Source organism: Bradyrhizobium sp. 23AC (assembly GCF_054863025.1).
In genome coordinates this window covers 68,198-90,739 of the sequence record NZ_JAVAYN010000026.1, presented here as the reverse complement: position 1 = coordinate 90,739, position 22,542 = coordinate 68,198, and the positions used below count along the sequence as shown (strand labels likewise).

Here is a 22,542-nt window from a genome sequence, read left to right as displayed (position 1 = left end):
AATCGGACCAATCCAGCCAATGTTGATGTGTCAGCTATGTCTCCGAACACCCGTCAGTGATCTGTCCGGGCTAAACACTCGACCGGGGCATGACAGTGAGAGTGGCGCGAGAGCATCGAGCTTCCGCCACGCGCCTCCTACGGCGCCAGGTACCGCATCAGCTCCGGATTGCCCCGCACCTCGCCCGCCTCGCCCTGCAGCGCGACCCTGCCGCGGTCCAGCACGTAGGCGTAGTCGGCGACGCGGAGCGCGAGGTCGAGGTGCTGCTCGACGATGATGACGGCGATGCTTTTCGCGAGCTCGATCAGGCGCTCGGTGATCTCCTCGATGACGCCGATCCAGACGCCTTCGGTCGGCTCGTCCAGCAGCAGCAGCTTTGGGTCGCCCAGCATGGCGCGGCCGATCGCCAGCATCTTGCGTTCGCCGCCGGACAGCGTGCCGGCGGGCTGGTCGAGGCGCTGGCCGAGCTTCGGGAAGATGGTCAGCACCTGGTCGACGGCGTCTGCCTTCTTGCTCGCGAGCGAGCCGACGGCGAGATTGTCGCGCACCGACAGGCGCGCGAACACCGAATGCTCCTGCGGCACGTAGCCGATGCCGGCGCGCACCCGCTCCTGCGTGGCGCGGCGGCTGATGTCGCGGCCGTCGAAGGCGACCTCGCCCTTCCACGCCGGCAGCTCGCCGACGATGGTCTTCATCAACGTGGTCTTGCCGGCGCCGTTGCGCCCGAGCACGGCGACGCCGCCGCGCCAGGGAATGCCGAGGGTGACGTCGAACAGCACCTGGCTGCGGCCATAGCCGGCATCGAGATGTCTAATGTCCAAAAATTCAGGCACGGCGCAGATAAATCTCCTGGACGGCTTTGTTGGCCTGGATCTCGGACACCGTGCCCGATGCCAGCACCTTGCCCTGGTCGAGCACGGTGAGGCGATCGCAGATGTCGCGGATAAAATCGAGGTCGTGCTCGACGATGACGAGCGAGCAATGCTGCTTGATCGGCTGCAGCAGTTCGCCGGTGACGCGGCGTTCCTCGAGACTCATGCCGCCGGTCGGCTCGTCGAGCAGCAGGAGTTTCGGCTTGCCGGCGAGCGCCATCGCGATCTCCAGCCATTGCTGCTGGCCGTGCGACAGCGCCGCTGCGGCCTCGAAGGCGCGATTCGCGAGGCGGAACTGCGTCAGCATGGTCATGACCTGATCGTGCAGCGCGTCCCTGGTGCGCGAGAATACGAGGTCGACCAGCGAAGACTGCGCCTGCAGCGCGAGCAGGATGTTGTCGTACAGCGTCAGTGACGGCAGCACGGATGTGATCTGGAATTTCAGGCTCATGCCGGCACGGGCGCGTTCGGTCGGCGTGAAGGCGGTGATGTCGGTGTTGACGAACGACACCTTGCCTTGCGTTGGTACCTCGGCGCCGGCGATGCACTTCATCAGCGTGCTCTTGCCGGAGCCGTTCGGGCCGATCAGGCCGTGGAACTCGTTGGCACCGACGGTGAGCGCGGCGCCGTCGAGCGCGGTGAGCTTGCCGAAGATTTTCGTGATGCCGGCGGCTTCAAGGAGCATCGCGATTCTCCTTGACGTTCTCCTTGAGGTTTTCTTTGGCCCTGGCACCGAAGCTGCCGACCCGCTCGCGCTCCCCAAGCACGAAGCTGATCAGGCCGAGCGGGCGGAACAGGATGACGAGCAGCAGCAACAAGCCCAGAATGATCGGCCAGATATCGCGATAATTGTCCGAGAGCCAGAAGCTGACGCCCTCGACGATGACGGCCCCGATGACGGCGCCGATCAGCGTTCCGGAGCCGCCGAACAGCACATAGAGCACCACTTGCGTCGAGACGACGACGCCGACCATGTTGGGCCAGACGAAACCTTCGTGGAAGGCATAGAGGCTGCCGGCAAGCCCGGCAACGCCGCCGCCGATGGTGAAGATGATCGCCTTCAGGTGCTGCGCCTTGTAGCCGAAGAAGGCGATGCGCTGCTCGTTCTCGCGCAGGCCCGCGAGCGCGAGGCCGAACTGCGAACGCACCAGGAAGCGGCAGAGCAGATAGACCACGACGAGGATGCCGAGCACGAGATAATAGAAGGCAGGCCCTTCCGTGAACTCGTAAGTCCCGAGCGACATCGGCGCAATCGAGGGGATGCCGTTCTGGCCGCCGAGATAATACCAGCCGCGCGCCAGGCGATCGGCGGCGTAGGAGCCGGTCAGCGTACCGAGCGAAACGAAGATCACGCTGGAAGGATGCCGCCCGAGCAGCAGGAAGCCGCCGAGCAGCAGCGCGAAGGTGAGGCCGATGATGGTGCCCGCCGGCAGCACCAGGAAGATGTTGGTGATGTCGAGGTCGCGCGCGAGCAGCGCCACGCCATAGCCTGCCGAGCCGAAGAACAGGGCCTGGCCGAAGCTCATAATGCCGGCATAGCCCCAGACCAGATCGAACGACAGCGCGAACAGCGCGAGGATTATCACGCGCGTCGCGAACACCGTGAGATAGTCCTGCAGCACCAGCGGCGCGAGCAGCGCCGCGACCAGCACGACGCCCTCGACGATCGGCAGCACTTTTCGCGCCGACGCTCGTTCCGTCGTCCCGCCGCTATCCATGGCGACGTCCGCCTCCCCGCCGATCTCGGCGGGGATCGCCTGTTTCACTGCGCCCATCGACTTCAGCATTCCAACTCAGCATTCCTTGGGATCGACGAGGCCGTTGCTGCGCCCGACGATCTCGTAGTTTCCGCCCTTGGCGACCGCGGTGTACATCTTCATCTTGCAGTGCCGTTTGCCCGGCACCATCTCGGCAGGCCCGCCCGGACCTTCGGCGATCTTGGCATGGTCGAGCGCCGCCGCCACCGACTCACGATCGATCTTTCCGGCCTCCTTCACCGCGGCTTCCCACAGCTTCAGGCCGCGATAGGTGCCGGTCGCCGCACTGCCGGCGGCGAACAGGAAGTTGCCCGGAAAATCCTTCTCGTAGGCCGCCTGGATCTTTGCGTCGAACGGGTTCTCCTTGGTCAGCACCTTGAAATAATCGAGGCAGCTGGCGAGTCCCTCGATCTCCGCGGCCTGATTGATGTTGAGCGTGTTCTCGTCATAGTAGACGCAGGCGAGCCGTCCGCCGTTCTTGAGGAAGCCGGCTTCATAGAGCTGCTTGAAGAACGGACCGACGCCCGGCGGAATGACGGTGTTGAAGACCACGTCGACCTTGTTGGAGATGATGCGGTTGACGGTCGCGGAGAAGTCGACCTGGTCGAGCGGGTAGTATTCCTCGAACACGACCTCGCCGCCATTCGCCTCGATCACCTTGCGCGCGTAGACGTTAAGCGTGTGCGGCCAGACATAGTTGGCGCTCGGCAGCGCGAACTTCTTGCCGCCGTTCTTGATCAGCCAGGGGATGAACTCGTCGCATTGCTGCGCCGGCGTCGGCCCGGTGCAGAACAGATAGGGCGTGCACTCCTTGCCCTCATAGAGCTGCGGATAGATGTAGAGCGTCTTGCCGCGCGCCACGATCGGGTCCTTGATCGCGTTGCGCATCGAGGAGGTGATACCGCCCAGGACCATGTCGACCTTGTCGCGCTGGATCAGCTTGCGGACATTGCCGACGGCGACGGATTCGTTGGAGGCGGTGTCCTCGATGTAGAGTTCGAGCGGACGGCCGAGCAGGCCGCCGCCGGCGTTGATCTCCTTGATCACCATCTTGGCGACGTTGGCGTCGGCGTTGCCGGCATAGGCGATCGGGCCGGTGAGATCGGTGGCGATGCCGACCTTGATCGGAGCTTCTGCGGCATTGGCCCAGGGCGCCGGGATCACCCAGCTTCCGACCCCGGTTGCGACCGCGCCGGAGGCAAAGGCGAAATTGGAGAGAAAACGGCGGCGAGAGAGCTGCGTGCGATCGAACATGACTAAACCCCTTTTCCAGCGATGAGGCCCTGCGGGCGGAATTTGATGAAGACAATGGCGAGAACGAAGACGAGGACGTCGGCGACGACAGGCGCCATCACCCAGGGCAGCGCGGCGCTGAGCGTGCCGATGACACCGGCGCCAGCGACCGGCCCGATGAAGGAGCCGACACCACCGACCATCACCGCGACGAACCCCTGGATCAGGAAACGCAGGCCGAGGTCGGCGTAGAGGCTGAACACCGGCACGATCAGCGCGCCGGCAAGGCCGGCGAGCGCGGAGCCGAACGCGAAGGTGGCGCCGTACATCAGGGGCGTGGAAATGCCCGAGGCCCGCGCCAGCGATGGATTCTCCAGCGTGGCGCGCATGCGCAGGCCAAAGTTGGTGCGCGACAGCAGGAGATAGCAGCCGGCCATCACCAGGAGCGTGATGACGATGATGGTGAAGCGCCAGGCCGAGATGTGCATGGCGCCGATATCGATCGAGCCGCCAATCGGCTCGGGCACGGTGAGATAGAAGCCGCCGATCAGGCCGCGCACGGATTCGCGGATGATCAGGCCGAGCGCGTAGGTGCCGAGCATCGCCACGATTGGCGCGGCGTAGAATCTGCGGATGATCAGCGCCTCCAGCACGAAACCTAGCGCGCCGACGACGAAGGGCGCCGCGACCATGCCGGCCCAGATCGGCAGGCCCTTGGCGTAGGCGAGATAGGTGATGTAGGCCCCGAGCAGGACGAACTCGCCCTGCGCGAAGTTGAAGATGCCCATCATGCTGGCGATGATCCCGAGCCCCAGCACGATCAGGACGATGATCGCGCCAAAGCTCAGGATCTCGAACGCCGCGACGAACGCGTTAGCCATAGGATGGTCTTCCGTCCGCCTGCATCAAAGCCCCGCTCACATCCTCTTCCAGTCGCCGATCTGCTCGAAGGCGTGCGCGGCGCGGTAGATGGTGGATTCCTCGAACATCCGGCCAACCAGCATCAGCCCGACGGGCAGGCCATCGACCATGCCGCAAGGCAGCGACATCGCGGGATGGTGGGTGATGTCGAACGGCGCGGTGTTGGAGATCATCTCCAAGGCGCGGGCGACGTATTCCTCGCGGCTGGCGTTGGGCTCCGGCAGCTTGGTCGCCTTCATCGGCGTGGTCGGCATCAGCAGCAGATCGTAATCGCCGAACGCCTTGTCGTAGGCCGCGGTCAGCCGGCGCGAGATGTTGAGCGCCTTGCCGTAGAAGCGTGGACCGAAATTGTTGTTGATGTAGGTGCCGAGCATCATGAACAATTTCGTGGTCTCGGACAGCGAATCGGCCTGGCGGCGCCAGCCGCGATGGAAATCCATCAGCGAGGTCGAATAGAGATCGCCGCGGGACAGGCCATAGCCGTCGCCGAACATCATGGTCTGGGTCAGGCCTTCGGTGCCGATCGGGGTCCAGATCGCGCCGCCCAGCAGATGCATCGGGATCGACACCGTCTCGACGGTCGCGCCGAGATCCTTGAAGCGCTTCGCCGCCTCGCGCACGCTTTCGTTCACCGCGGCCTCGGCCGTCGGCTGCTCAAAGCCCTCCTTGACGATACCGATCTTCATGCCCTTGACGCCCTGGCCAAGCGCCTTGGTGTATTCCTCGACCTTCGGCGCCTTGATGCGCGGATCGTAGCCGTCGTCGCCGGCGAGCACTTCGAGCAGCAGCGCGTTGTCGGCGACCGTCGCCGTCATCGGCCCGGTATGGTCGACATAGATCTCGATCGGCATGATCCCAGTATAGGGCACGAGACCCCAGGTCGGCTTCATGCCGTAGATGCCGCAGAACGAGGCCGGCATGCGGATCGAGCCGCCCTGATCGCCGCCGATCGCCATGTCGACCTCGCCGAGCGAGACCACAACGCCCGAGCCCGACGACGAGCCGCCGGCCGAGTAGCCCATCTTGTGTGGATTATGCACCGGCCCGTAGGACCCGGTGTGGCTGCCGCCGGACAGGCAGAAGTGCTCGCAATGCACCTTGCCGGCAATCTCGGCGCCGGCATCCAGCATGCGCGTGACGATGGTGGCGTCGAAATCGGGCACATAGCCTTCCAGCGTCGACGAGCCATTGGTCATGGGAACGCCGGCCAGCATGATGTTGTCCTTCAGCGCGACGGTCTTGCCCTTGAGCTTGCCGCTGGCGGCGCCCTTCACGGTCGACTTGCGATACCAGGCGTTGCGCGGGTTCTCTTCAGCCGAGGGGCGATAGCCCGGGGTGCGCGGATATTTCACCTCGGGCAGTTCGTCCGGCATCGCGGCGACGAGATTGTAGGCCTCGATCGAGCCCTGCATCAGGCCACGGAACGAGGTGACGTCGTCATCGGTGAGCGAAAGGCCGCATTGCTCGGCGACACTTCGAAGTTGGGCGGGGGTGGGAAGGACAACTGTCACGGCGCTCTCCTCTGAGGCTTCTTGATCCCTGGCGCTGGACGAAAGTCTCGCGGTCGCGCTTGCACAAGCGCGGCCCGTTCGGCTTCGCGTCGATATTACAGACGGAAATATTTTCCTTTTCAAGTATTATTTCGCAAAGCCGCTGCGACGTATCAACAGCCGCCTCTCAAAGCGTCTTGATGATCTTGAAGTCGAGACCGTCGGCTTCAGCGAGGTACATCGGCATCTCGGCGCGCCCGTCGCGAAGAACCACGGGACCGCGGCCCGCCGAGTAAACGGTGTTGCGTGCGGCCTTCAGCAGCGGACGAAAGGCCAGCGAGCCGGCACGGTTGGCCACCGACTCCAGGAACCGCAGCCCTTCATAGTTCGACTGGCCAACCGAGCCGACCGGCGGCGCGTGCGGGCCGAACATGGCCTGGTAGCCGCTGAGGAACTCGTCATTGGCACGCGAGGCCATGCAGTTGAAATAGCCGGAGGCGCAGAACAAATTCTCGGTGTTGTCGGCGCCGATGCCGAGCAGCACGGTCTCGTCCATCGCGCCCGCAAGCCGCAGCGTCGACGTCGCAAGGCCGGCTTCCGCGAAGGCGCGGTTGAAGGTGATGCTGTCGGTACCGATCAGCGAGATCAGCACGACATCGGGCTTGGCGGCGCGGATGCGTGCCAGATGCGGCTCGTGATTGTCCTCGCCGACCGGGACGAATTCCTCGCCGACGACCTGGCCGCCGGCCTCCTTGATGTAGCGCTTCACCGCGCGATGCGATTGCCAGGGCCAGACATAGTCGCTGCCGATCAGGTACCAGCGCGCCGCCTTCTTGACGTCCGCGAGCCAGTGGATCGACGGCCGGCTCTGCCAGCGCGGCGTCTCGCCGATCGCCATCACGCCCGGCGTGCGTTCGCCGCCTTCATAGACGGGGGTGTAGATGTAGGGGATGCGGCTGCCGGTGACCTTGCGCAGGGCAACACGGACGGCGCTGATATGCGAGCCCATGATCAGGTCGACCTCGTCGAAGGCGATCGCCTGCTCGGCGCGTCGCACGACGTCTTCGATCGGGCCGCCGGAATCGTAGATCGAGAGCTCGAGCTCGCGCCCCAGGATGCCGCCGCGCTTGTTGATCTCGGCGACCGCCAGCATGGCGCTGTTGGTGGAGGTCGGGCCCCAGATTCCGGGCGAGCCGGTGAAAGTGAGGAAATTGCCGATGCGCAGCTTGTTGCGGGCGCCGCGGCGTTTCATGACGTGGATGTCAAATGGCGACAGGTCGAAATCCGCTGCCGCGGACGACAGATTCCTGAACAGCAAAGACGGTGGCAACGCCGGACCGCCATGAGCCGGGAAGTTTACCGTCGCGCGCACGCCAACTCCTGTCTGGCACCAGACCTGAAAGCACATTGAGCACGCGGCCGCGGCTTCCGCCCTTTTGTTGTGCAATGATCCTATTTTGAAAATATTGAATATTCAAGAATTGAAGTGCATATAGATGCAGCATTGATTGCAAGACATTCACTCAATTGGGTCAAGACGAAGTCTTAGCCGTGGCAAAACCGTCGAAAGAAAACACCCCGATCACCGAACACCTCGCTTACCTGCTCGCGCAAGCCAACCGGGAGATCAACCGGCAGCTCGAGCTGAGGTTGAGCAAGGAAGGCGTGCCGGTCGAGCAGTGGCGCATCCTCAAGGTGCTGTCGGATGGCAACGGCCATTCGATGGGCGAGCTTGCGGGCGCCGTGCTGCTCAACCATCCGACGCTGACCAAGATGATCGACCGCATGGTCTCCGACACGCTGGTCTATCGCGTGCAGGACCCGGGCGACCGCCGCAAGGTGCTGATGTTCATCTCCGACCGCGGCAAGGTGCTGTGCAAGAAGCTCAACTCGCTCGCGGTCGACCAGGAGGAGCACATCCTCGAGAGCTACGGCGACAAGTCGACGAGCGAATTGAAGCGGCTGCTGGAGAGCTTGATCGATAGTTCGAATTAGGACCATACGCTCTCTCAGCACGTCGTCCCGGACAAGCGCGCTTCAGCGCGCGCCGATCCGGGACCCATAACCACAGGGAAATGTTTGGCGAAGATTGGTCGTTACGCGTTTCGTGCGCGGTACGACGACTGCGCGCCTTCGATAGCTTCCGCGGTATGGGTCCCTGCGTTCGCAGGGACGACGACGTGGAGAGATTTCGCGCCACAAACTCAACCGTCATCGCCCGATTTAATCGGGCGATCCAGTATTCCAGAGACTGATGTGGTTGAGCCGAGAGGCTGCGGCGTACTGGGTCGCCCGGTCCTAGTGCGCAATTGCGCACTGGCCGGGCGACGACAGTCGAGAGTGAGGCGCTATCGCCGCGCCTCACAAAGACATTCAAGCCTTACGCGTACCGCCCGTGACAGTGCTTGTACTTCTTGCCTGAGCCGCAGGGGCAATCCTCGTTGCGGCCGACCTTGCCCCAGCTGGCCGGGTTCTTCGGGTCGCGCAGCGCGGCGTCGGAGGTCTGGGCTCCGAGCGTGACGCTGGCGAGCGCCATTTCGTCCTCGCCGGTGTTCGGATCGAACTTGTGCGCCTCCATCGGCGGCAGCACGGGCGCTTCCTGCTCCGGCGGGACGATCTCGACCCGCATCAGCTGCGCCGTGACCGCCTCGCGCAGATGCGCGCTCATCTCCTGGAAGAGATTGAAGGCTTCGGTCTTGTACTCCTGCAGGGGATCGCGCTGGCCGTAACCGCGCAGGCCGATGACCTGGCGCAGATGGTCGAGCATGATCAGATGCTCGCGCCAGAGATGGTCGAGCGTCTGGAGCAGAATGGTCTTCTCGACGTAACGCATCACGTCGGGACCCCATTGCGCGACCTTGGCCGCCATGTGCTCGTCGGCCTTGGTCTCGATGCGCGTGAGCAGCTCCTCGTCGGCGATGCCCTCTTCCTTGGCCCAGTCGTCGACCGGCAGGTCGAGATCGAGCACGCGCTTCAATTCGTCCTTCAGGCCGGCGACGTCCCACTGCTCGGCATAGGCATGCTCGGGCACATGCTTGGCGACGAGGTCGTCGATGAAGGCGTGACGCATGTCGGTCACGGTCTCGGCGACGCTCTCGTCCTTCATCAGGTCGACGCGCTGGTCGAAGATCACCTTGCGCTGGTCGTTCTGGACGTTGTCGAACTTCAAGAGGTTCTTGCGGATGTCGAAGTTGCGCGCCTCGACCTTCTGCTGCGCCTTCTCCAGAGCCTTGTTGATCCAGGGATGGATGATGGCCTCGCCCTCTTGCAGGCCGAGACGCTGGAGCATGCTGTCGAGGCGATCCGAGCCGAAGATGCGCATCAGATCGTCTTCCAGCGACAGGAAGAATTTCGAGCGGCCGGGATCGCCCTGACGGCCGGAACGGCCGCGCAGCTGATTGTCGATACGGCGGGATTCGTGGCGCTCGGAGCCCATGATGTAGAGGCCGCCGGGCTTGGTCACGGTCTTGGCCGGCTTGTTGCCCTTCGCCGGTTCGACCTCGACGATCTCTTCCGCCTTCAGCACGATCTCGCGGAAGCGCTCGACGTCGGCCTTGATCTGCTCGATCTTCCTGGCCTTCTCGGCCTCGTCCTCGATGCCCGCGGTCTCCTTCGGGATGCGCATCTCGAGCGAGCCGCCGAGCTTGATATCGGTACCGCGGCCGGCCATGTTGGTCGCGATCGTGATCGCGCCGGGCACGCCGGCTTCCGCGACGATATAGGCTTCCTGCTCGTGGAAGCGCGCATTCAGCACCGCGAACAGTTTCGCCGGCTTGCCGGCGCGGGCGGCAGCGTAAAGCTTGTCGAGCGCGTTCTCCTTGCCGAAATCGATCTGCTTGTAGCCGTTCTGCTTCAGAAACTCGGCCAGCACTTCCGACTTCTCGATCGACGCCGTGCCGACCAGCACCGGCTGGAGCCGCGAATTGGCCCGCTCGATCTCGGCGAGGATGGCCGCGTATTTTTCCTTGTGGGTGCGATAAACCTCGTCGTCCTCGTCGAGACGGCCGATCGGCACGTTGGTCGGGATCTCAACGACTTCGAGCTTGTAGATGTCGAAGAGCTCGTCGGCTTCGGTCAACGCCGTACCGGTCATGCCGGCGAGCTTCTCATACATCCGGAAATAGTTCTGGAAGGTGATCGAGGCCAGGGTCTGGTTTTCCGGCTGAACCTGCACGTGCTCCTTGGCTTCCAGCGCCTGATGCAGACCCTCGGAATAGCGGCGGCCCTGCATCATGCGTCCAGTGAACTCGTCGATGATGACGACCTCGTCGTCGCGGACGATGTAATCCTTGTCGCGCGTGAACAGCGTGTGCGCGCGCAGCGCCTGGTTGATGTGGTGCACGACGGAGACGTTCTCGACGTCGTAGAGCGACTCGCCCTTGAGCTGGCCAGCATCGCGCAGCAGGGTCTCGATCTTCTCCATGCCGGCTTCGGTCAGCGTCACCGTGCGCTGCTTCTCGTCGACCTCGTAGTCGGTCTTGTCGAGCTTGGGCAGGAAGCCGTCGATGGTGTTGTAGAAATCGGAGCGGTCGTCGAGCGGACCGGAGATGATCAGCGGCGTGCGCGCTTCGTCGATCAGGATGGAATCGACCTCGTCGACGATGGCGAAGAAGTGCGGGCGCTGGACCATGTCCTCGAGCCGGTACTTCATGTTGTCGCGCAGATAGTCGAAGCCGTATTCGTTGTTGGTGCCGTAGGTGATGTCGCAGGCATAGGCCGCCTTGCGCTCGGCATCGTCGAGGCCGTGCACGATCACGCCGGTGGTCATGCCGAGGAAGCCGTAGATCTGGCCCATCCAGCCGGAGTCGCGGCGGGCGAGGTAGTCGTTGACGGTGACGACGTGGACGCCCTTGCCGGCGAGCGCGTTGAGGTAGACCGCGAGGGTCGCGACCAGCGTCTTGCCTTCGCCGGTCTTCATCTCGGCGATGTCGCCCTCGTGCAGCACCATGCCGCCGATCAGCTGGACGTCGAAATGGCGCTGGCCGAGCGTGCGCTTGGCGGCCTCGCGCACGGTGGCGAAGGCGGGGACCAGCAGGTCGTCCAGCGTCTTGCCCTCGGCGAGCTGTTTCTTGAAGTCGGCGGTGCGGGCCTTGAGCGCCTCGTCGGAGAGCTTCGAGACTTCTCCTTCCAGCGCGTTGATCGCGTTGACGCGGGACTGATATCCCTTCACCCGCCGGTCGTTGGCGGAGCCGAAAAACTTGCGGGCGAGCGCGCCGATCATGCCTAGTTCCTGTGTTCGCGATTCAACCGCGTTGGCCTAAGAAGTTGTCACCCGCCTGCCTATCAACTCACCGTGACGCTTCGCGGCGTCAGAGCCCGGACTGCGGGGGTCATCCGCCATATGGGTGGGAATTGGGCAAGTCTGGGTTCAACGGCCAAAAACGCAGCAAAATAAACGCCATCGCCATGGTCGCGACCGGGCAGAGATATGGCCCGGTCAGGGCCTTGTCAACGGCGGGCGCATTGCGGCTAATTCATCATTTTGACAGACTTTTCGCGTTGCCAAGCCCCCCTGTATTGGGCGAGTGTCCGCCCCGCTCGAGCAGCCCCCTGCTTCAACATAAGGATTTTCCATGACCACCTCGTTCCCGGTAACCACCGGCCAGCGTTTCCGCAGTGCGTCCGCCCTGGCTGGCAGCCTCGCTCTGGCGCTGTCCCTGGCGTTCGCAGGCCCGCTCCGGGCCGCCGACGATCCGGTGCTGGCGAAGGTCAATGGCGCGGAAATCAAGAAGAGCGACGTCGCCATGGCCGAGGAGGAGCTCGGGCCGAGCCTCGCCCAGATGGACCCGGCGACCAAGGACGAGAACGTCCTGTCCTTCCTGATCGACATGAAAATCGTCAGCAAGGCTGCCGAGGACAAGAAGGTTGCCGATAGCGAGGAATTCAAGAAGCGCCTGGCATTCGCCCGCAACCGGCTTCTGATGGACAGCCTGCTCGCCGGCGAGGGCAAGGCCGCCACCACCCCCGACGCCATGAAGAAGGTCTATGAAGAGGCCTCCAAGCAGATCACCGGCGAGCAGGAAGTGCGCGCCCGCCACATCCTGGTCGAGACCGAGGACGAGGCCAAGGCGGTGAAGGCCGAGCTCGACAAGGGCGCCGATTTCGCCGAGCTGGCCAAGAAGAAGTCCAAGGATCCGGGCTCGGCCGATGGCGGCGATCTCGGCTTCTTCACCAAGGAGCAGATGGTGCCGGAATTCTCGGCGATCGCCTTCGCGCTCGAGCCCGGCAAGATCTCCGACCCCGTGAAGTCGCAGTTCGGCTGGCACGTCATCAAGGTCGAGGAAAAGCGCAACCGCAAGGCGCCGGACTTCGAGCAGGTCAAGGCCCAGATCGAGCAGTACGTCACCCGCAAGGCCCAGGCCGACTACGTCGCCAAGCTGCGCACCGAAGCCAAGGTCGAGCGGCTGGACCAGCCGGCGGCGGACGCCAAGTCGGATACCAAGCCGGCGGACGCAGCCAAGCCTTCCGACAGCAAGATGGCGCCCCCTGCGAAGAAGTAAGAATTCGCTGTCACTTCGGTGACGTGAAGAGTATCTAAGCCTTTGTGATGCCCGGCCCCAAGCGCGAAGCGCGTCTTCGCACAGAGGGGCCGGGCATCTGCATATTCAGATCCCACCAAGGCGCCCCGCGATGTCCTCCACCGTCTCCCCGCTCGCCCCGAAAACAGTTCCCGACATGCCCACCATTGCGGGCATCCGTCTCGCGACGGCCGAAGCCGGCATCCGCTACAAGAACCGAACCGACGTGTTGCTGGCGGTGATGGACAAGGGCACCGCGGTCGCCGGCGTCTTCACCAAGTCGAAGTGCCCCTCCGCGCCGGTGGAATGGTGCCGCGCCAAGCTGAAGGGCGGCAAGGCCCGCGCGCTGGTCGTCAATTCCGGCAACGCCAATGCCTTCACCGGCAAGACCGGCCGCACCTCCACGGCGCTGACGGCCAAGATCGCAGCCAAGGCGGTCGGATGCAGCGAGGGCGAAATCTTCCTGGCCTCGACCGGCGTGATCGGCGAGCCGCTGGACGCGACCAAGTTCGACGGCGTGCTGGGCCGATTGGCTGAAGCCGCCGAGCCCGGCGACTACCTCGCTGCGGCCAAGGCGATCATGACCACCGACACCTTCCCGAAGGTCGCGACCGCGACCGTCAAGCTCGGCAAGGCCAAGGTCACCATCAACGGCATGGCCAAGGGCGCCGGCATGATCGCCCCCGACATGGCGACGATGCTGTCCTTCATCTTCACCGACGCACCGATCGCGCCCGCGGCCTTGCAGGCGCTGCTCAAGAGCGGCGTCGAGGACACCTTCAACGCGGTGACGATCGACGGCGATACGTCCACGTCGGACACGCTGCTGGCCTTCGCCACCGGCGCTGCCGCCGAGCACGGCGCACCGAAGATCAGCCGCGCCAGCGATCCGCGCCTGAAGGCCTTCGTCAAAGCCTTCAACCAGATGCTCGCCAATCTTTCTGAACAAGTGGCCCGGGACGGCGAAGGCGCGCGCAAGCTGGTCGAGATCACCGTCGAGGGCGCCAAGACCAAGGCCTCCGCGCGCAAGATCGCGATGTCGATCGCCAACTCGCCGCTGGTCAAGACCGCGATCGCCGGCGAGGACGCCAATTGGGGCCGCGTCGTGATGGCAGTCGGCAAGGCCGGCGAGCCGGCCGATCGCGACAAGCTCTCGATTTCCTTCAACGGCATCCGCGTCGCCAAGAGCGGCGCGCGCGATCCGGATTATGACGAGGCGCAGGTCTCGGAAGCGATGAAGGCCCCGGAGATCGCGATCAAGGTCTCGCTCGGCCTCGGCAAGGGCCGCGACCGGGTGCTGACCTGCGACCTCACCAAGGAATATGTCGCGATCAACGGCGATTACAGGTCGTAGTTTCTTCTCCCTCGCCCCGTTCTTACGGGGAGAGGTGAAGGAAAAATCACCCTGAAATCCGCGCGTCCGCGACGGCTTTCTTGAACAGCGCGTTCATGGCGTCCGAGATGCCTTGCGTCGGGCTCACCTCGAAATAGAGCCCGGACGACGCGCAGCTCTGCATGTTCTGCGCGATCTCGCTGTTCGGCGACGGCCCGTAGGGGCCGGTGTTGAACGGAGCGATCCATTTCATGTACCAGCTGTTGGTGGGCAGCGCGAGGTACGTTGTGTACAGCACGGCAATCTTGACGCCCCGGTCCTTCATCGTCTTGCAGAGCGCAGCATTGAGCGGCGATTGGCACCGCGTGGTGCCGGAGAGCGGTTTCAGGCATCCGGTGTTGCTCTCGTCAGCGACCCCGTCGGAGACGAAGAACAGATATTTGAGCGGGCTGGAGGACGTGCCGGTTCCGGGGGAGCTGATCTCGCCGTTGATCGCAGGGAATATCGCGGTGAATGCCGTGTCTTGGTCGTTATTCTCGTTCTGACCGTTCACCGACATCAGGTCGATATTACCCGCCGCCGATTTGGCGCTGGAGAGAGAGCCCGACAACGAAAACAGATTGCGCAGGCCGAGCGTGCTTGCGGAGCCGCCGAAATCGTAGATCGCCATTCTGAACTGGTTTGAATAGGTCTGGGTCGCACTCGCCGTATCCATCAACGACTGCGTTGCGGTCCGAAGCACGTCGATCCGGGTGGTCACGCCAAGCTTCTTGGCAAGGTCGTAGTAATTGTTCTTGTCCTTGAGGTCGTGGCAGGCGAAAGCGCACTTGTCCGATGTGTTGTTGACCATCGTCTGCACGTCGGTCGGCGTGGCGCCGACACCCATCGACGGCGAATTGTCCAGCAGCAGGTAGAAATCGATATACAGCGGCATGCTGGCCGTCGCTTTCGACGTACCGGTCAGCGTCAGCGCGGACTTGCCGATCAGGCCGAGAAACATGGTGTTCATGGTGGCGTTGAACGCAACGGTCGAGGTGACGGTCGATCCGGTTTTGACCACGGTCGGCGTGACGCTGTTGAGAGTGTAGCCGGTCTGATTGGCGCGATTGGCGTCGAAGATGTTCTGGGCATCGGTGACGCCGACGGAAATCGACCCATCCGACGTCATGGTACCGGCGGCCTTGAAGGCCGGCGATGCCTTGGCGATCGAGCCGACGCTGGCAGCATCGGCCGCGGCCTGAAGCTTGGCCCGGGTCTGCGTCGCGCGCGAGTAGTCGACCGCGCAGCCGACCGCTGTGATCAACGGGACGCAGGCGAGCGCGAAGATCACCGCGATATTGCCGCGCCGGTCTTGGACGAACCGGCGGATGATGGTGGAAAGCGCAGCGCGCATGGCTTGGGCCCGGAGTGGTTTAAGCGTTTCCACTCTAGGAACCGTCGATTAAATATGACTTATGGGAATCTCGGAAACACGGGGCGCAAAGGGTTAATAAACCGTTGCGGATGATCTTCAGCGAGCGACATCACGTATGGCCGATCTGAAACTGACACTGGTTGTGGCTTGCGCGCTGATCGACGCCGACAAGCGCGTCCTGATCGCGCAGCGCCCCGCGGGCAAGACGCTGGCCGGCCTCTGGGAGTTTCCCGGCGGCAAGCTCGAGGTGGGCGAGCGGCCGGAGCAGAGCCTGATCCGCGAGCTGCACGAGGAGCTCGGCATCACCGTCGCCGAGCCGTGCCTGGCCCCACTGACCTTCGCGAGCTACGGCTACGAGACTTTCCACCTCCTGATGCCGCTCTACATCTGCCGGCGCTGGGAGGGACAGGTGACGCCGCGCGAAGGCCAGACCCTGGCCTGGGTCCGTGCCAACAAGCTGCGCGACTATCCGATGCCGCCCGCGGACATTCCGCTGATCCCGCATTTGATTGATTTGTTGATGTGAGATGCACTGTGCCCGGACGCAGCGCAGCGCTCCTTCAGCGATGCGCTGCAGAGCCGGGGCCCACGCTTGCCGCGGAGCTGGGTCCCGGCTCTGCGCAGCAGCGTTTCACGCTGCAGCGCGTCCGGGACACGCATCACTCTTTCCCCGCCTTCTTCACCGCCTCCGCCAAGCTCGCTTTCGCTGATCCCGGCTTCAGCGGCTGCTGCTGGCTCGCATGCGGGGCCCAGCCGGAGAGCCAGATGATGTCGAAAGTCGCACGGATGCGGCCGTCGGCATCGGCAAAGCGCTCAGTGTAGATCTCGGCCATCCGCAGCAGCGTCGCGCGACGGCTCGGTGTTCGCCGCCGCTCGATCAGCACATTGGCAGCGCCCATGCGCCGGAGATCCTGCATCAGCGCGAACGCATTGGCATAGCGCACCACGACGCGGTCGACGTCGGTCACCGGCAGCGCAAAGCCCGCCCGCTGCAGCAGCGCGCCGATGTCGCGCAGATCCGCGAACGGCGCGACGCGCGGCGAAACGCCGCCCTCGCATTCGGCTTCCGCGGCGGCAAAGGCCTGGCGCAGCTCGGTCAGGCTGTCGCCGCCGATCATCGCCGCGAGCAGCAGGCCGTCGGGCTTGAGCGCGCGGCGGATTTGCGCGAGCACGCCCGGCAGGTCGTTGACGAATTGCATCGCCAGCGCGGAGACGACGAGATCAAGGCTTTCGGGCGCGAAGGGCAGCGTCTCTGAACCCGCAGCATCGAGCGCGATCCGTTGGAGGGAAGGCAGCCGCGCACGCAATTCCGCCAGCCCCTCACCAGGCGTCCAGAGATCAGCCGGGGCGTGAAACTCCCGCATCACCGCAGCCAACCGGTCGGACATGTCCTCAGCGACACGATCAAGCAGAAAGCTCACGGCATCTTGCGCCTGCGCACGCCGCTGCCGCGCGTGCAGCAAGGCGCGATCGAACAAATCGGGCGGGGTTTGCGGGATCTGGGCCATGCCGCTGGTTACGCCGATCATGCTGGCTCTGGCAATCGCTCTCGTGTCCCGGACGCGCCGCAGCGCTCGTGCGCGCAGAGCCCCGGCGATGCGAAGCATCGTCCGGTGCGGTGCGCTGCGTCCGGGGCACGAGATTGAGTCACTTGAGCGCCGCCAAGCGGAACGGTAGCCTCCCCTCATGGACGCCGACGCCGCCCCCACCCGTTCCATCGCCGGCCCCTTTCGGGCCGCGTGGACGGCCAGCCGCCACGCGCTGTCGCGCGCGGCACGGCTCGCGCTCGACATCGCGCTGCCGACGCAGTGCGTGTCCTGCCGCGAACCGGTTGAGGGCGAGGGCGTTTGCGCCTCGTGCTGGGCGCGGCTGTCATTCATCGAGCGGCCCTACTGCCCGCGGCTCGGCATTCCCTTCGTCTATGATCCCGGCCCCGACATGCTGTCGATGGAGGCGATCGCGAGCCCGCCGGCCTACCAGCGGGCCCGCGCGGCGGTGCGCTATGACGACGTCGCGCGCACGCTCGTGCATGCGCTGAAATACCAGGACCGCACCGATCTGGCGCCCGCCATGGGCCGCTGGATGGCGCGCGCCGGCGGCGAGCTGCTGGCCGGGGCTGACATGCTGGTGCCGGTGCCCCTGCATTGGCGGCGGGCCTGGCGCCGTCGCTACAACCAGTCCGGGGCCCTGGCGCAGATCATCGAGCGGCAGAGCGGGGTCAAGGCGAGGGCTGAGGTGCTGCGCCGGGTGCGTGCCACCGAGCAGCAGATCGGCCTGTCGCGGGCCCAGCGCGCCACCAATGTGCAGGGCGCGTTCCAGGTATTCCCCGACCGTCAGGCTGAAGTCCAGGGCCGCCGCATTGTCCTGATCGACGACGTCCTGACGTCGGGGGCGACGCTGGATGCCTGCGCGCGGGTCCTGCTCCGGGCCAAAGCCGCCCAGGTCGACGTGCTGGTCTTCGCCCGGGTTGTCGAGACCGGCCCCCGTCCCATATAATTCAATGACTTCATGACATGAGAGCGCCGGACGCCATGACTGCTGCTGTCGAGATCTACACCAGGCCGGGCTGCGGCTATTGTTCCGCGGCGAGGTCCTTGCTGACCCGCAAGAAGGCGACCTTTACCGAATTCGACGTCGCCAAGAACCCCTCCTGGCGGGAGGAGATGTACGACCGCGCCGGTGAGGGCTCGACCTTCCCGCAGATCTGGATCGGCGGAACCCATGTCGGCGGCTGCGATGACCTCTACGCGCTCGACCGCGAAGGCAAGCTCGACGGCATGCTCGACAGCGTGAAGGCAGTGTCATGAGCGAGAACCGCACCTTCACGGCCGCCATGGTGCAGATGCGCACGGGTCTGCTGCCCGAGCCGAGCCTCGCGCAGGCCACGAAGCTGATCCGGCAGGCGGCGGCCAACGGCGCCGACTACGTGCAGACGCCCGAGGTCAGCAACATGATGCAGCTGAACCGCAAGGCGCTGTTCGAGCATCTGCAGAGCGAAGAGGACGACACGTCGCTGAAGGCCTACCGGGCGCTTGCGGCGGAACTGAAGATACATCTCCATGTCGGCTCGTTGGCGCTGCGCTTCTCAGCCGAAAAGGCGGTCAACCGCTCCTTCCTGATCGGGCCCGAGGGCAATGTGCTCGCGAGCTACGACAAGATCCACATGTTCGATATCGAGCTGCCGGACGGCGAGAGCTATCGCGAATCCGCCAATTACCAGCCGGGCGAGACCGCGGTGATCTCCGACCTGCCCTGGGGTCGGGTGGGCTTGACGATCTGCTACGATTTGCGCTTTCCCGCACTCTACCGCGCCCTCGCCGAGAGCGGCGCATACTTCATCACCGTGCCCTCGGCCTTCACCCGCAAGACCGGCGAAGCGCACTGGCACGTGCTGTTGCGTGCGCGCGCGATCGAGACCGGCTGCTTCATCTTCGCCGCAGCGCAGGCAGGCACCCACGAGAACAAGCGCGAGACCTACGGCCATTCGCTGATCATCGATCCCTGGGGCGAGATCCTCGCCGAGGGCGATGTCGAGCCCGGCATCATCATGGCCCAGATCGACCCGGCCAAGGTCGAGACCGCACGCCGCGCGATTCCCTCGCTCCAGCACGGCCGCCGCTTCGGCGTGTCCGATCCCAAGGCCGGGCCGGATCATTTGCACCTCGTGCGAGGATCAGCATGATCCGCTACGCGCTCCATTGCGATCGAAACCACACGTTCGAGAGCTGGTTCCAGAGCTCGTCGGCTTATGATTCGCAAGTGAAGCGCAAGCTCGTGACCTGCCCGATCTGCGGATCTGCCAAGGTCGACAAGGCGATCATGGCGCCGCGCATCGTCAGCAAGAAGGGCCGAGGGCGCGCGGCGCCGCCGCCGGAACCGGCGGCTGCCCCCACGCCTGAGGCGGCACCATCAGGACCGACTTCGCTGATGCTGGCTCAGGAGAAAGAGCTGCGCACCAAGCTGAAGGAGCTGCGCGATCACATCGTGAAAAACGCCGACAATGTCGGCGAGCGCTTCGCCAATGAAGCCCGCGCGATGCATTACGGCGACAAGGAGCACCGTCCGATCTACGGCGAGGCCTCGCCGGAGGAGGCGAAGTCGCTGATCGACGAGGGCATCGAGGTGTCGCCGCTGCCGACATTGCCGGAAGACAGGAACTAAGCCCCCACCAGCACCGCCACCCCGATGATGATCAGCGCGATGCCTGCAAGCTCGCGTGGCGCGATCGGCTGCTTGAACGAATAATACGCCACCGCTTGCGCGAACAGCACCTCGATCAGAGCGAGCGTGCGGACATTGGCGGCGGCCGTCAGCGCGAACGCCAGGAACCAGAATTGTGAGGCGAAGGCGCCCATGAAGCCCGCCAGCATCGACGGCTTCCACAGGCCGAGGATCGCCTGCAGCACCTTTGGCGCGCGCCAGAGCAGATAGATCGTCAGCACCAGCGTCTGCACGAACAGGCCGAGCACCAGCGTGAACGAGGCCGAGGTCACGAATGAGACGCCGGGCACGTTGATGATCGCGCCGCGAAAGCCAACCGCAGACAGCGCGAACGCCGCAGCTGCAACGAGGCCGGTGATGGTCGGCTTCAATTCGGCAAAACTCTTCTCGCCGCCGGGCCTGAGCGCGGTGATGACGACGCCGACGGTCGCGATCACGATCGCCAGCACCTTCAGCCAGGTCAGGTGGTCGCCAAGGAAGACAAAGCCAAAGATCGCGGTCTGGATCGCCTCGGTCTTCAGATACGCCGTCGTCACCACGAAGGATCGATCGTTCATGGCAAGCAGCATCAGGCCGGTGGCGACGATCTGGCTGAGAGCGCCGAGCAAGAGCCACGGCCAGAACACGGTCGGCGGCATGCCCAGATGATCGCCGGTGGCGACCAGCACCACGCCGAGGAACAGCACCGAAAACGGGAAGCCGAACAGGAAGCGGATATTGGTCGCGCCCCAGGTCCCCAGCGGCTTCGTCAGCGACCGCTGCATCGCATTGCGCGCGACTTGGCCGAGCGCAGCAACGAGGGTGAAGGGAATCCAGAGGCTGGCGATGGTGAGCATGGGGTGGGGCGGGCATTAGCGGGAAATAACTGCGGCCAACCTGCAAGTTGAGGCCAGCGCGGTCAACCGCACGGACGTCATGGGAGCGATGCTCTCGCCACAAATCGGTGTCGTCCCTGCGCACGCAGGGACCCATAACCCCAGGAAGAAGTTTTGTGAAGGCTGCCAACCCGCGCATCTCACACCGTCCACCACCGATAGATTCCGCGGTATGGGTCCCTGCGTTCGCAGGGACGACAGCATTTTCTGGGCCGCGTCACACCGTCAAACCAACAGATCACCTAGATCCCGCCACTCGGGATTATCGCGCTCGATCAGCTCGATCTTCCAGTCGCGCTTCCAGCGCTTGAGCTGTTTTTCGCGGGCAATCGCCTCGTCCGCCCGCTCATACGCCTCGGTGTAGACAAGCCGATACACCCCGTATCGCTTGACGAACTCCGAGCCCTTGCCGGCGCGGTGCTGCTCCAGGCGTTTCTGGAGAGAGTTGGTGACGCCGATGTAGAGTGTTCCGTGATGGCGGCTGGCGAGGATGTAGACGTGATACATGCTCGGAGCGCCGGTGTTGGCTAATTACTGAGGCCGGTGGTTATGGGTCCCTGCTTTCGCAGGGACGACACCGCCCGCGAATGACCAGTTCGGAACATCACACCATCCCTTCCGCCACCACCATGTAGTTCACGTCCATGTCGGACGAGAGCGTCCATTTGTCGGCGAAGGGTGAGTAGACCACGCCGGTCTGCTCGGTGATGACGAGGCGATTGTCGAGCAGGTATTTTGTCAGCTCGTCGGGGGTGACGAACTTATTCCATTCGTGGGTGCCGCGCGGCAGCCAGCGCAGGACGTATTCGGCGCCGACGATGGCGAGCGCGAAGCTCTTCCAGTTGCGGTTCAGCGTCGAGACCACCATGAGGCCGTTCGGCTTCAGCATCGCCGCGCAGCGCTTCAGGAAGACGCCAACGTCGACGACGTGCTCGACCACCTCCATCGCCAGCACGATGTCGAAGCGCTCGCGCGGGTCGATCTCCTCCACCGTGGTGCAGCGGTAGTCGATCGCAAGATGGCCCTTGTCGGCGTGCAGCTTGGCCGCGGCGATGTTGCTCTGGGAAGGGTCGACGCCGATGACCTGCGCTCCGAGCCGCGACAGCGGCTCGCACAGCAGGCCGGCGCCGCAGCCGATATCGAGGACGCGAAGCCCGCCGAGGCAGTTCAGGCTGCGCACGTTGCGCTCGAACTTGCGGCAGGCGGCATCGCGGATGTAGCCGAGCCGCAGCGGGTTGATCCGGTGCAGCGGCGCCATCTTGCCGTTGGGGTCCCACCACTCCGCTGAGAGTTTCGAGAACTTTGCGATCTCGGCGGCGTCGACGGTCGAACCCGGCTGCGGGCTGGCGGAGAGGGAAGTATTTTGCTGCATGCTCATGGTTACGCGCGGTCCTACCGCGTGGTGATCGAACTACGGAAGGCGAGCGGCGAGGCGATGGTCCGGATGGTTTCGCGACCTTCGCCGACGCCGTTGATGGTCACGTCGCCGTAGTTGAGAATACGTCCAAGAATCGTCTGATTGACATCGACGCTCTCGACCTTGTCCAGCGCCATCTCGAAGGTGCGGCGCTTGATGAAGCCGGTCTTGTGCACAATCCTGAGGTTGGTGACGTCGGTCTCGGTGGTGAAGCGATGGAACCAGCCCTTCACGGTCCAGAACAGGGCCGCCAGAGCCACAACGCCCGAGGCGATGAGACAGAGAATCAGGAGTCCATTGACCGTGGTCTGCCCTGACAGGACGAACAGGGCGAAAGCCGCGATCCAGGCCAGGATGGCCGGAAAATAGAAAATCCAGTGCGCATTGGTCGAATACAGCACCCGCTCGCCGGGCTGCAGGATTTCGTCAATATAGCGCGCCATAACCTCTGATAACCCATTGCCCGGATTGGCCGCAGCAGGAACCCGCTT

At 64.3% G+C, this 22,542-nt stretch carries 22 protein-coding genes; 8 read left to right on the top strand and 14 right to left on the bottom strand.

Going from position 1 to position 22,542, the window contains the following annotated elements; all coding sequences use genetic code 11:
* Window positions 1-137: 137 nt before the first annotated feature.
* From RAD10_RS37200 to RAD10_RS37170, 7 genes are all read right to left on the bottom strand, one after another.
* Window positions 138-833, bottom strand: a complete 696-nt coding sequence (locus tag RAD10_RS37200; protein ID WP_028141879.1) for a branched-chain amino acid ABC transporter ATP-binding protein — start codon at window positions 831-833, stop codon at window positions 138-140.
* On the bottom strand, window positions 826-1,557 hold the full coding sequence (locus RAD10_RS37195) for an ABC transporter ATP-binding protein (protein ID WP_461621343.1): 732 nt from the start codon (window positions 1,555-1,557) through the stop codon (window positions 826-828). The genes RAD10_RS37200 and RAD10_RS37195 overlap by 8 nt, the downstream gene beginning before the upstream one ends.
* Entirely contained in the window at window positions 1,547-2,659 is a 1,113-nt protein-coding gene (locus RAD10_RS37190) for a branched-chain amino acid ABC transporter permease (protein WP_183713294.1), read from the bottom strand. The genes RAD10_RS37195 and RAD10_RS37190 overlap by 11 nt, the downstream gene beginning before the upstream one ends.
* Window positions 2,660-2,665: 6 nt before the next feature.
* Window positions 2,666-3,883 carry a substrate-binding protein gene (locus RAD10_RS37185; protein WP_461621342.1) on the bottom strand — a complete coding sequence of 406 codons (1,218 nt, stop codon included), beginning with the start codon at window positions 3,881-3,883 and terminating at the stop codon, window positions 2,666-2,668.
* 2 nt (window positions 3,884-3,885) lie between these two features.
* Complete coding sequence (locus tag RAD10_RS37180; protein ID WP_028141883.1) at window positions 3,886-4,743, bottom strand: branched-chain amino acid ABC transporter permease; 858 nt, start codon at window positions 4,741-4,743, stop codon at window positions 3,886-3,888.
* Between the two features lie 36 nt (window positions 4,744-4,779).
* On the bottom strand, window positions 4,780-6,294 hold the full coding sequence (locus RAD10_RS37175; RefSeq protein WP_461621341.1) for an amidase: 1,515 nt from the start codon (window positions 6,292-6,294) through the stop codon (window positions 4,780-4,782).
* Between the two features lie 166 nt (window positions 6,295-6,460).
* The gene (locus tag RAD10_RS37170; protein WP_461621340.1) at window positions 6,461-7,645 is read right to left on the bottom strand and encodes a substrate-binding domain-containing protein; all 1,185 of its coding nucleotides are present in this window, start codon (window positions 7,643-7,645) and stop codon (window positions 6,461-6,463) included.
* 179 nt (window positions 7,646-7,824) lie between these two features.
* Between RAD10_RS37170 and RAD10_RS37165 the strand changes: the two genes are divergently transcribed.
* Window positions 7,825-8,268: a MarR family winged helix-turn-helix transcriptional regulator gene (locus RAD10_RS37165; RefSeq protein ID WP_018320557.1), complete on the top strand. Its 444-nt coding sequence runs from the start codon at window positions 7,825-7,827 to the stop codon at window positions 8,266-8,268.
* A gap of 385 nt (window positions 8,269-8,653) precedes the next feature.
* On the opposite strand, the gene secA is transcribed toward RAD10_RS37165, so the two are convergent.
* A complete protein-coding gene (gene secA, locus RAD10_RS37160) occupies window positions 8,654-11,494 on the bottom strand; it encodes a preprotein translocase subunit SecA (protein ID WP_461621339.1) in 2,841 nt (946 codons plus the stop codon).
* A 352-nt stretch (window positions 11,495-11,846) separates the two neighbouring features.
* Between secA and RAD10_RS37155 the strand changes: the two genes are divergently transcribed.
* A complete protein-coding gene (locus RAD10_RS37155) occupies window positions 11,847-12,773 on the top strand; it encodes a peptidylprolyl isomerase (protein ID WP_461621338.1) in 927 nt (308 codons plus the stop codon).
* 130 nt (window positions 12,774-12,903) lie between these two features.
* Window positions 12,904-14,145 carry a bifunctional glutamate N-acetyltransferase/amino-acid acetyltransferase ArgJ gene (gene argJ, locus RAD10_RS37150; RefSeq protein ID WP_461621337.1) on the top strand — a complete coding sequence of 414 codons (1,242 nt, stop codon included), beginning with the start codon at window positions 12,904-12,906 and terminating at the stop codon, window positions 14,143-14,145.
* Window positions 14,146-14,191: 46 nt separating this feature from the next.
* Here the strand turns inward: argJ and RAD10_RS37145 are convergent, their stop codons facing one another.
* Complete coding sequence (locus RAD10_RS37145) at window positions 14,192-15,517, bottom strand: TadE/TadG family type IV pilus assembly protein (RefSeq protein ID WP_461621336.1); 1,326 nt, start codon at window positions 15,515-15,517, stop codon at window positions 14,192-14,194.
* Between the two features lie 136 nt (window positions 15,518-15,653).
* On the opposite strand from RAD10_RS37145, the gene mutT reads away from it, so the two are divergent.
* Window positions 15,654-16,064, top strand: a complete 411-nt coding sequence (gene mutT / locus RAD10_RS37140; protein WP_018320552.1) for an 8-oxo-dGTP diphosphatase MutT — start codon at window positions 15,654-15,656, stop codon at window positions 16,062-16,064.
* 133 nt (window positions 16,065-16,197) lie between these two features.
* On the opposite strand, the gene RAD10_RS37135 is transcribed toward mutT, so the two are convergent.
* On the bottom strand, window positions 16,198-17,067 hold the full coding sequence (locus tag RAD10_RS37135; RefSeq protein WP_461621335.1) for a methyltransferase domain-containing protein: 870 nt from the start codon (window positions 17,065-17,067) through the stop codon (window positions 16,198-16,200).
* 157 nt (window positions 17,068-17,224) lie between these two features.
* On the opposite strand from RAD10_RS37135, the gene RAD10_RS37130 reads away from it, so the two are divergent.
* The 4 genes from RAD10_RS37130 to RAD10_RS37115 are packed head-to-tail and all read left to right on the top strand — an operon-like array spanning window position 17,225 to window position 19,699.
* Window positions 17,225-18,034 (top strand): ComF family protein, encoded by an 810-nt coding sequence (locus RAD10_RS37130; RefSeq protein WP_461621334.1) that lies wholly within the window; start codon window positions 17,225-17,227, stop codon window positions 18,032-18,034.
* 35 nt (window positions 18,035-18,069) lie between these two features.
* Window positions 18,070-18,345 (top strand): glutaredoxin 3, encoded by a 276-nt coding sequence (grxC, locus tag RAD10_RS37125; RefSeq protein WP_461621333.1) that lies wholly within the window; start codon window positions 18,070-18,072, stop codon window positions 18,343-18,345.
* The gene (locus RAD10_RS37120; RefSeq protein ID WP_461621332.1) at window positions 18,342-19,220 is read left to right on the top strand and encodes a carbon-nitrogen hydrolase family protein; all 879 of its coding nucleotides are present in this window, start codon (window positions 18,342-18,344) and stop codon (window positions 19,218-19,220) included. Before grxC ends, RAD10_RS37120 begins: the two co-directional genes overlap by 4 nt.
* Window positions 19,217-19,699 carry a DUF1178 family protein gene (locus RAD10_RS37115; protein ID WP_461621331.1) on the top strand — a complete coding sequence of 161 codons (483 nt, stop codon included), beginning with the start codon at window positions 19,217-19,219 and terminating at the stop codon, window positions 19,697-19,699. The genes RAD10_RS37120 and RAD10_RS37115 overlap by 4 nt, the downstream gene beginning before the upstream one ends.
* Here the strand turns inward: RAD10_RS37115 and RAD10_RS37110 are convergent.
* From RAD10_RS37110 to RAD10_RS37095, 4 genes are all read right to left on the bottom strand, one after another.
* Window positions 19,696-20,595: an EamA family transporter gene (locus RAD10_RS37110; protein ID WP_018320546.1), complete on the bottom strand. Its 900-nt coding sequence runs from the start codon at window positions 20,593-20,595 to the stop codon at window positions 19,696-19,698. The two genes, RAD10_RS37115 and RAD10_RS37110, sit on opposite strands and share 4 nt — an antisense overlap.
* 264 nt (window positions 20,596-20,859) lie before the next feature.
* Window positions 20,860-21,141 carry a GIY-YIG nuclease family protein gene (locus RAD10_RS37105; protein WP_461621330.1) on the bottom strand — a complete coding sequence of 94 codons (282 nt, stop codon included), beginning with the start codon at window positions 21,139-21,141 and terminating at the stop codon, window positions 20,860-20,862.
* A gap of 97 nt (window positions 21,142-21,238) precedes the next feature.
* Window positions 21,239-22,012, bottom strand: coding sequence for a bifunctional 2-polyprenyl-6-hydroxyphenol methylase/3-demethylubiquinol 3-O-methyltransferase UbiG (gene ubiG / locus RAD10_RS37100; protein ID WP_161966326.1), 774 nt, complete (start codon window positions 22,010-22,012; stop codon window positions 21,239-21,241).
* 14 nt (window positions 22,013-22,026) lie between these two features.
* A complete protein-coding gene (locus RAD10_RS37095; protein WP_018320543.1) occupies window positions 22,027-22,494 on the bottom strand; it encodes a PH domain-containing protein in 468 nt (155 codons plus the stop codon).
* Window positions 22,495-22,542: the final 48 nt, after the last annotated feature.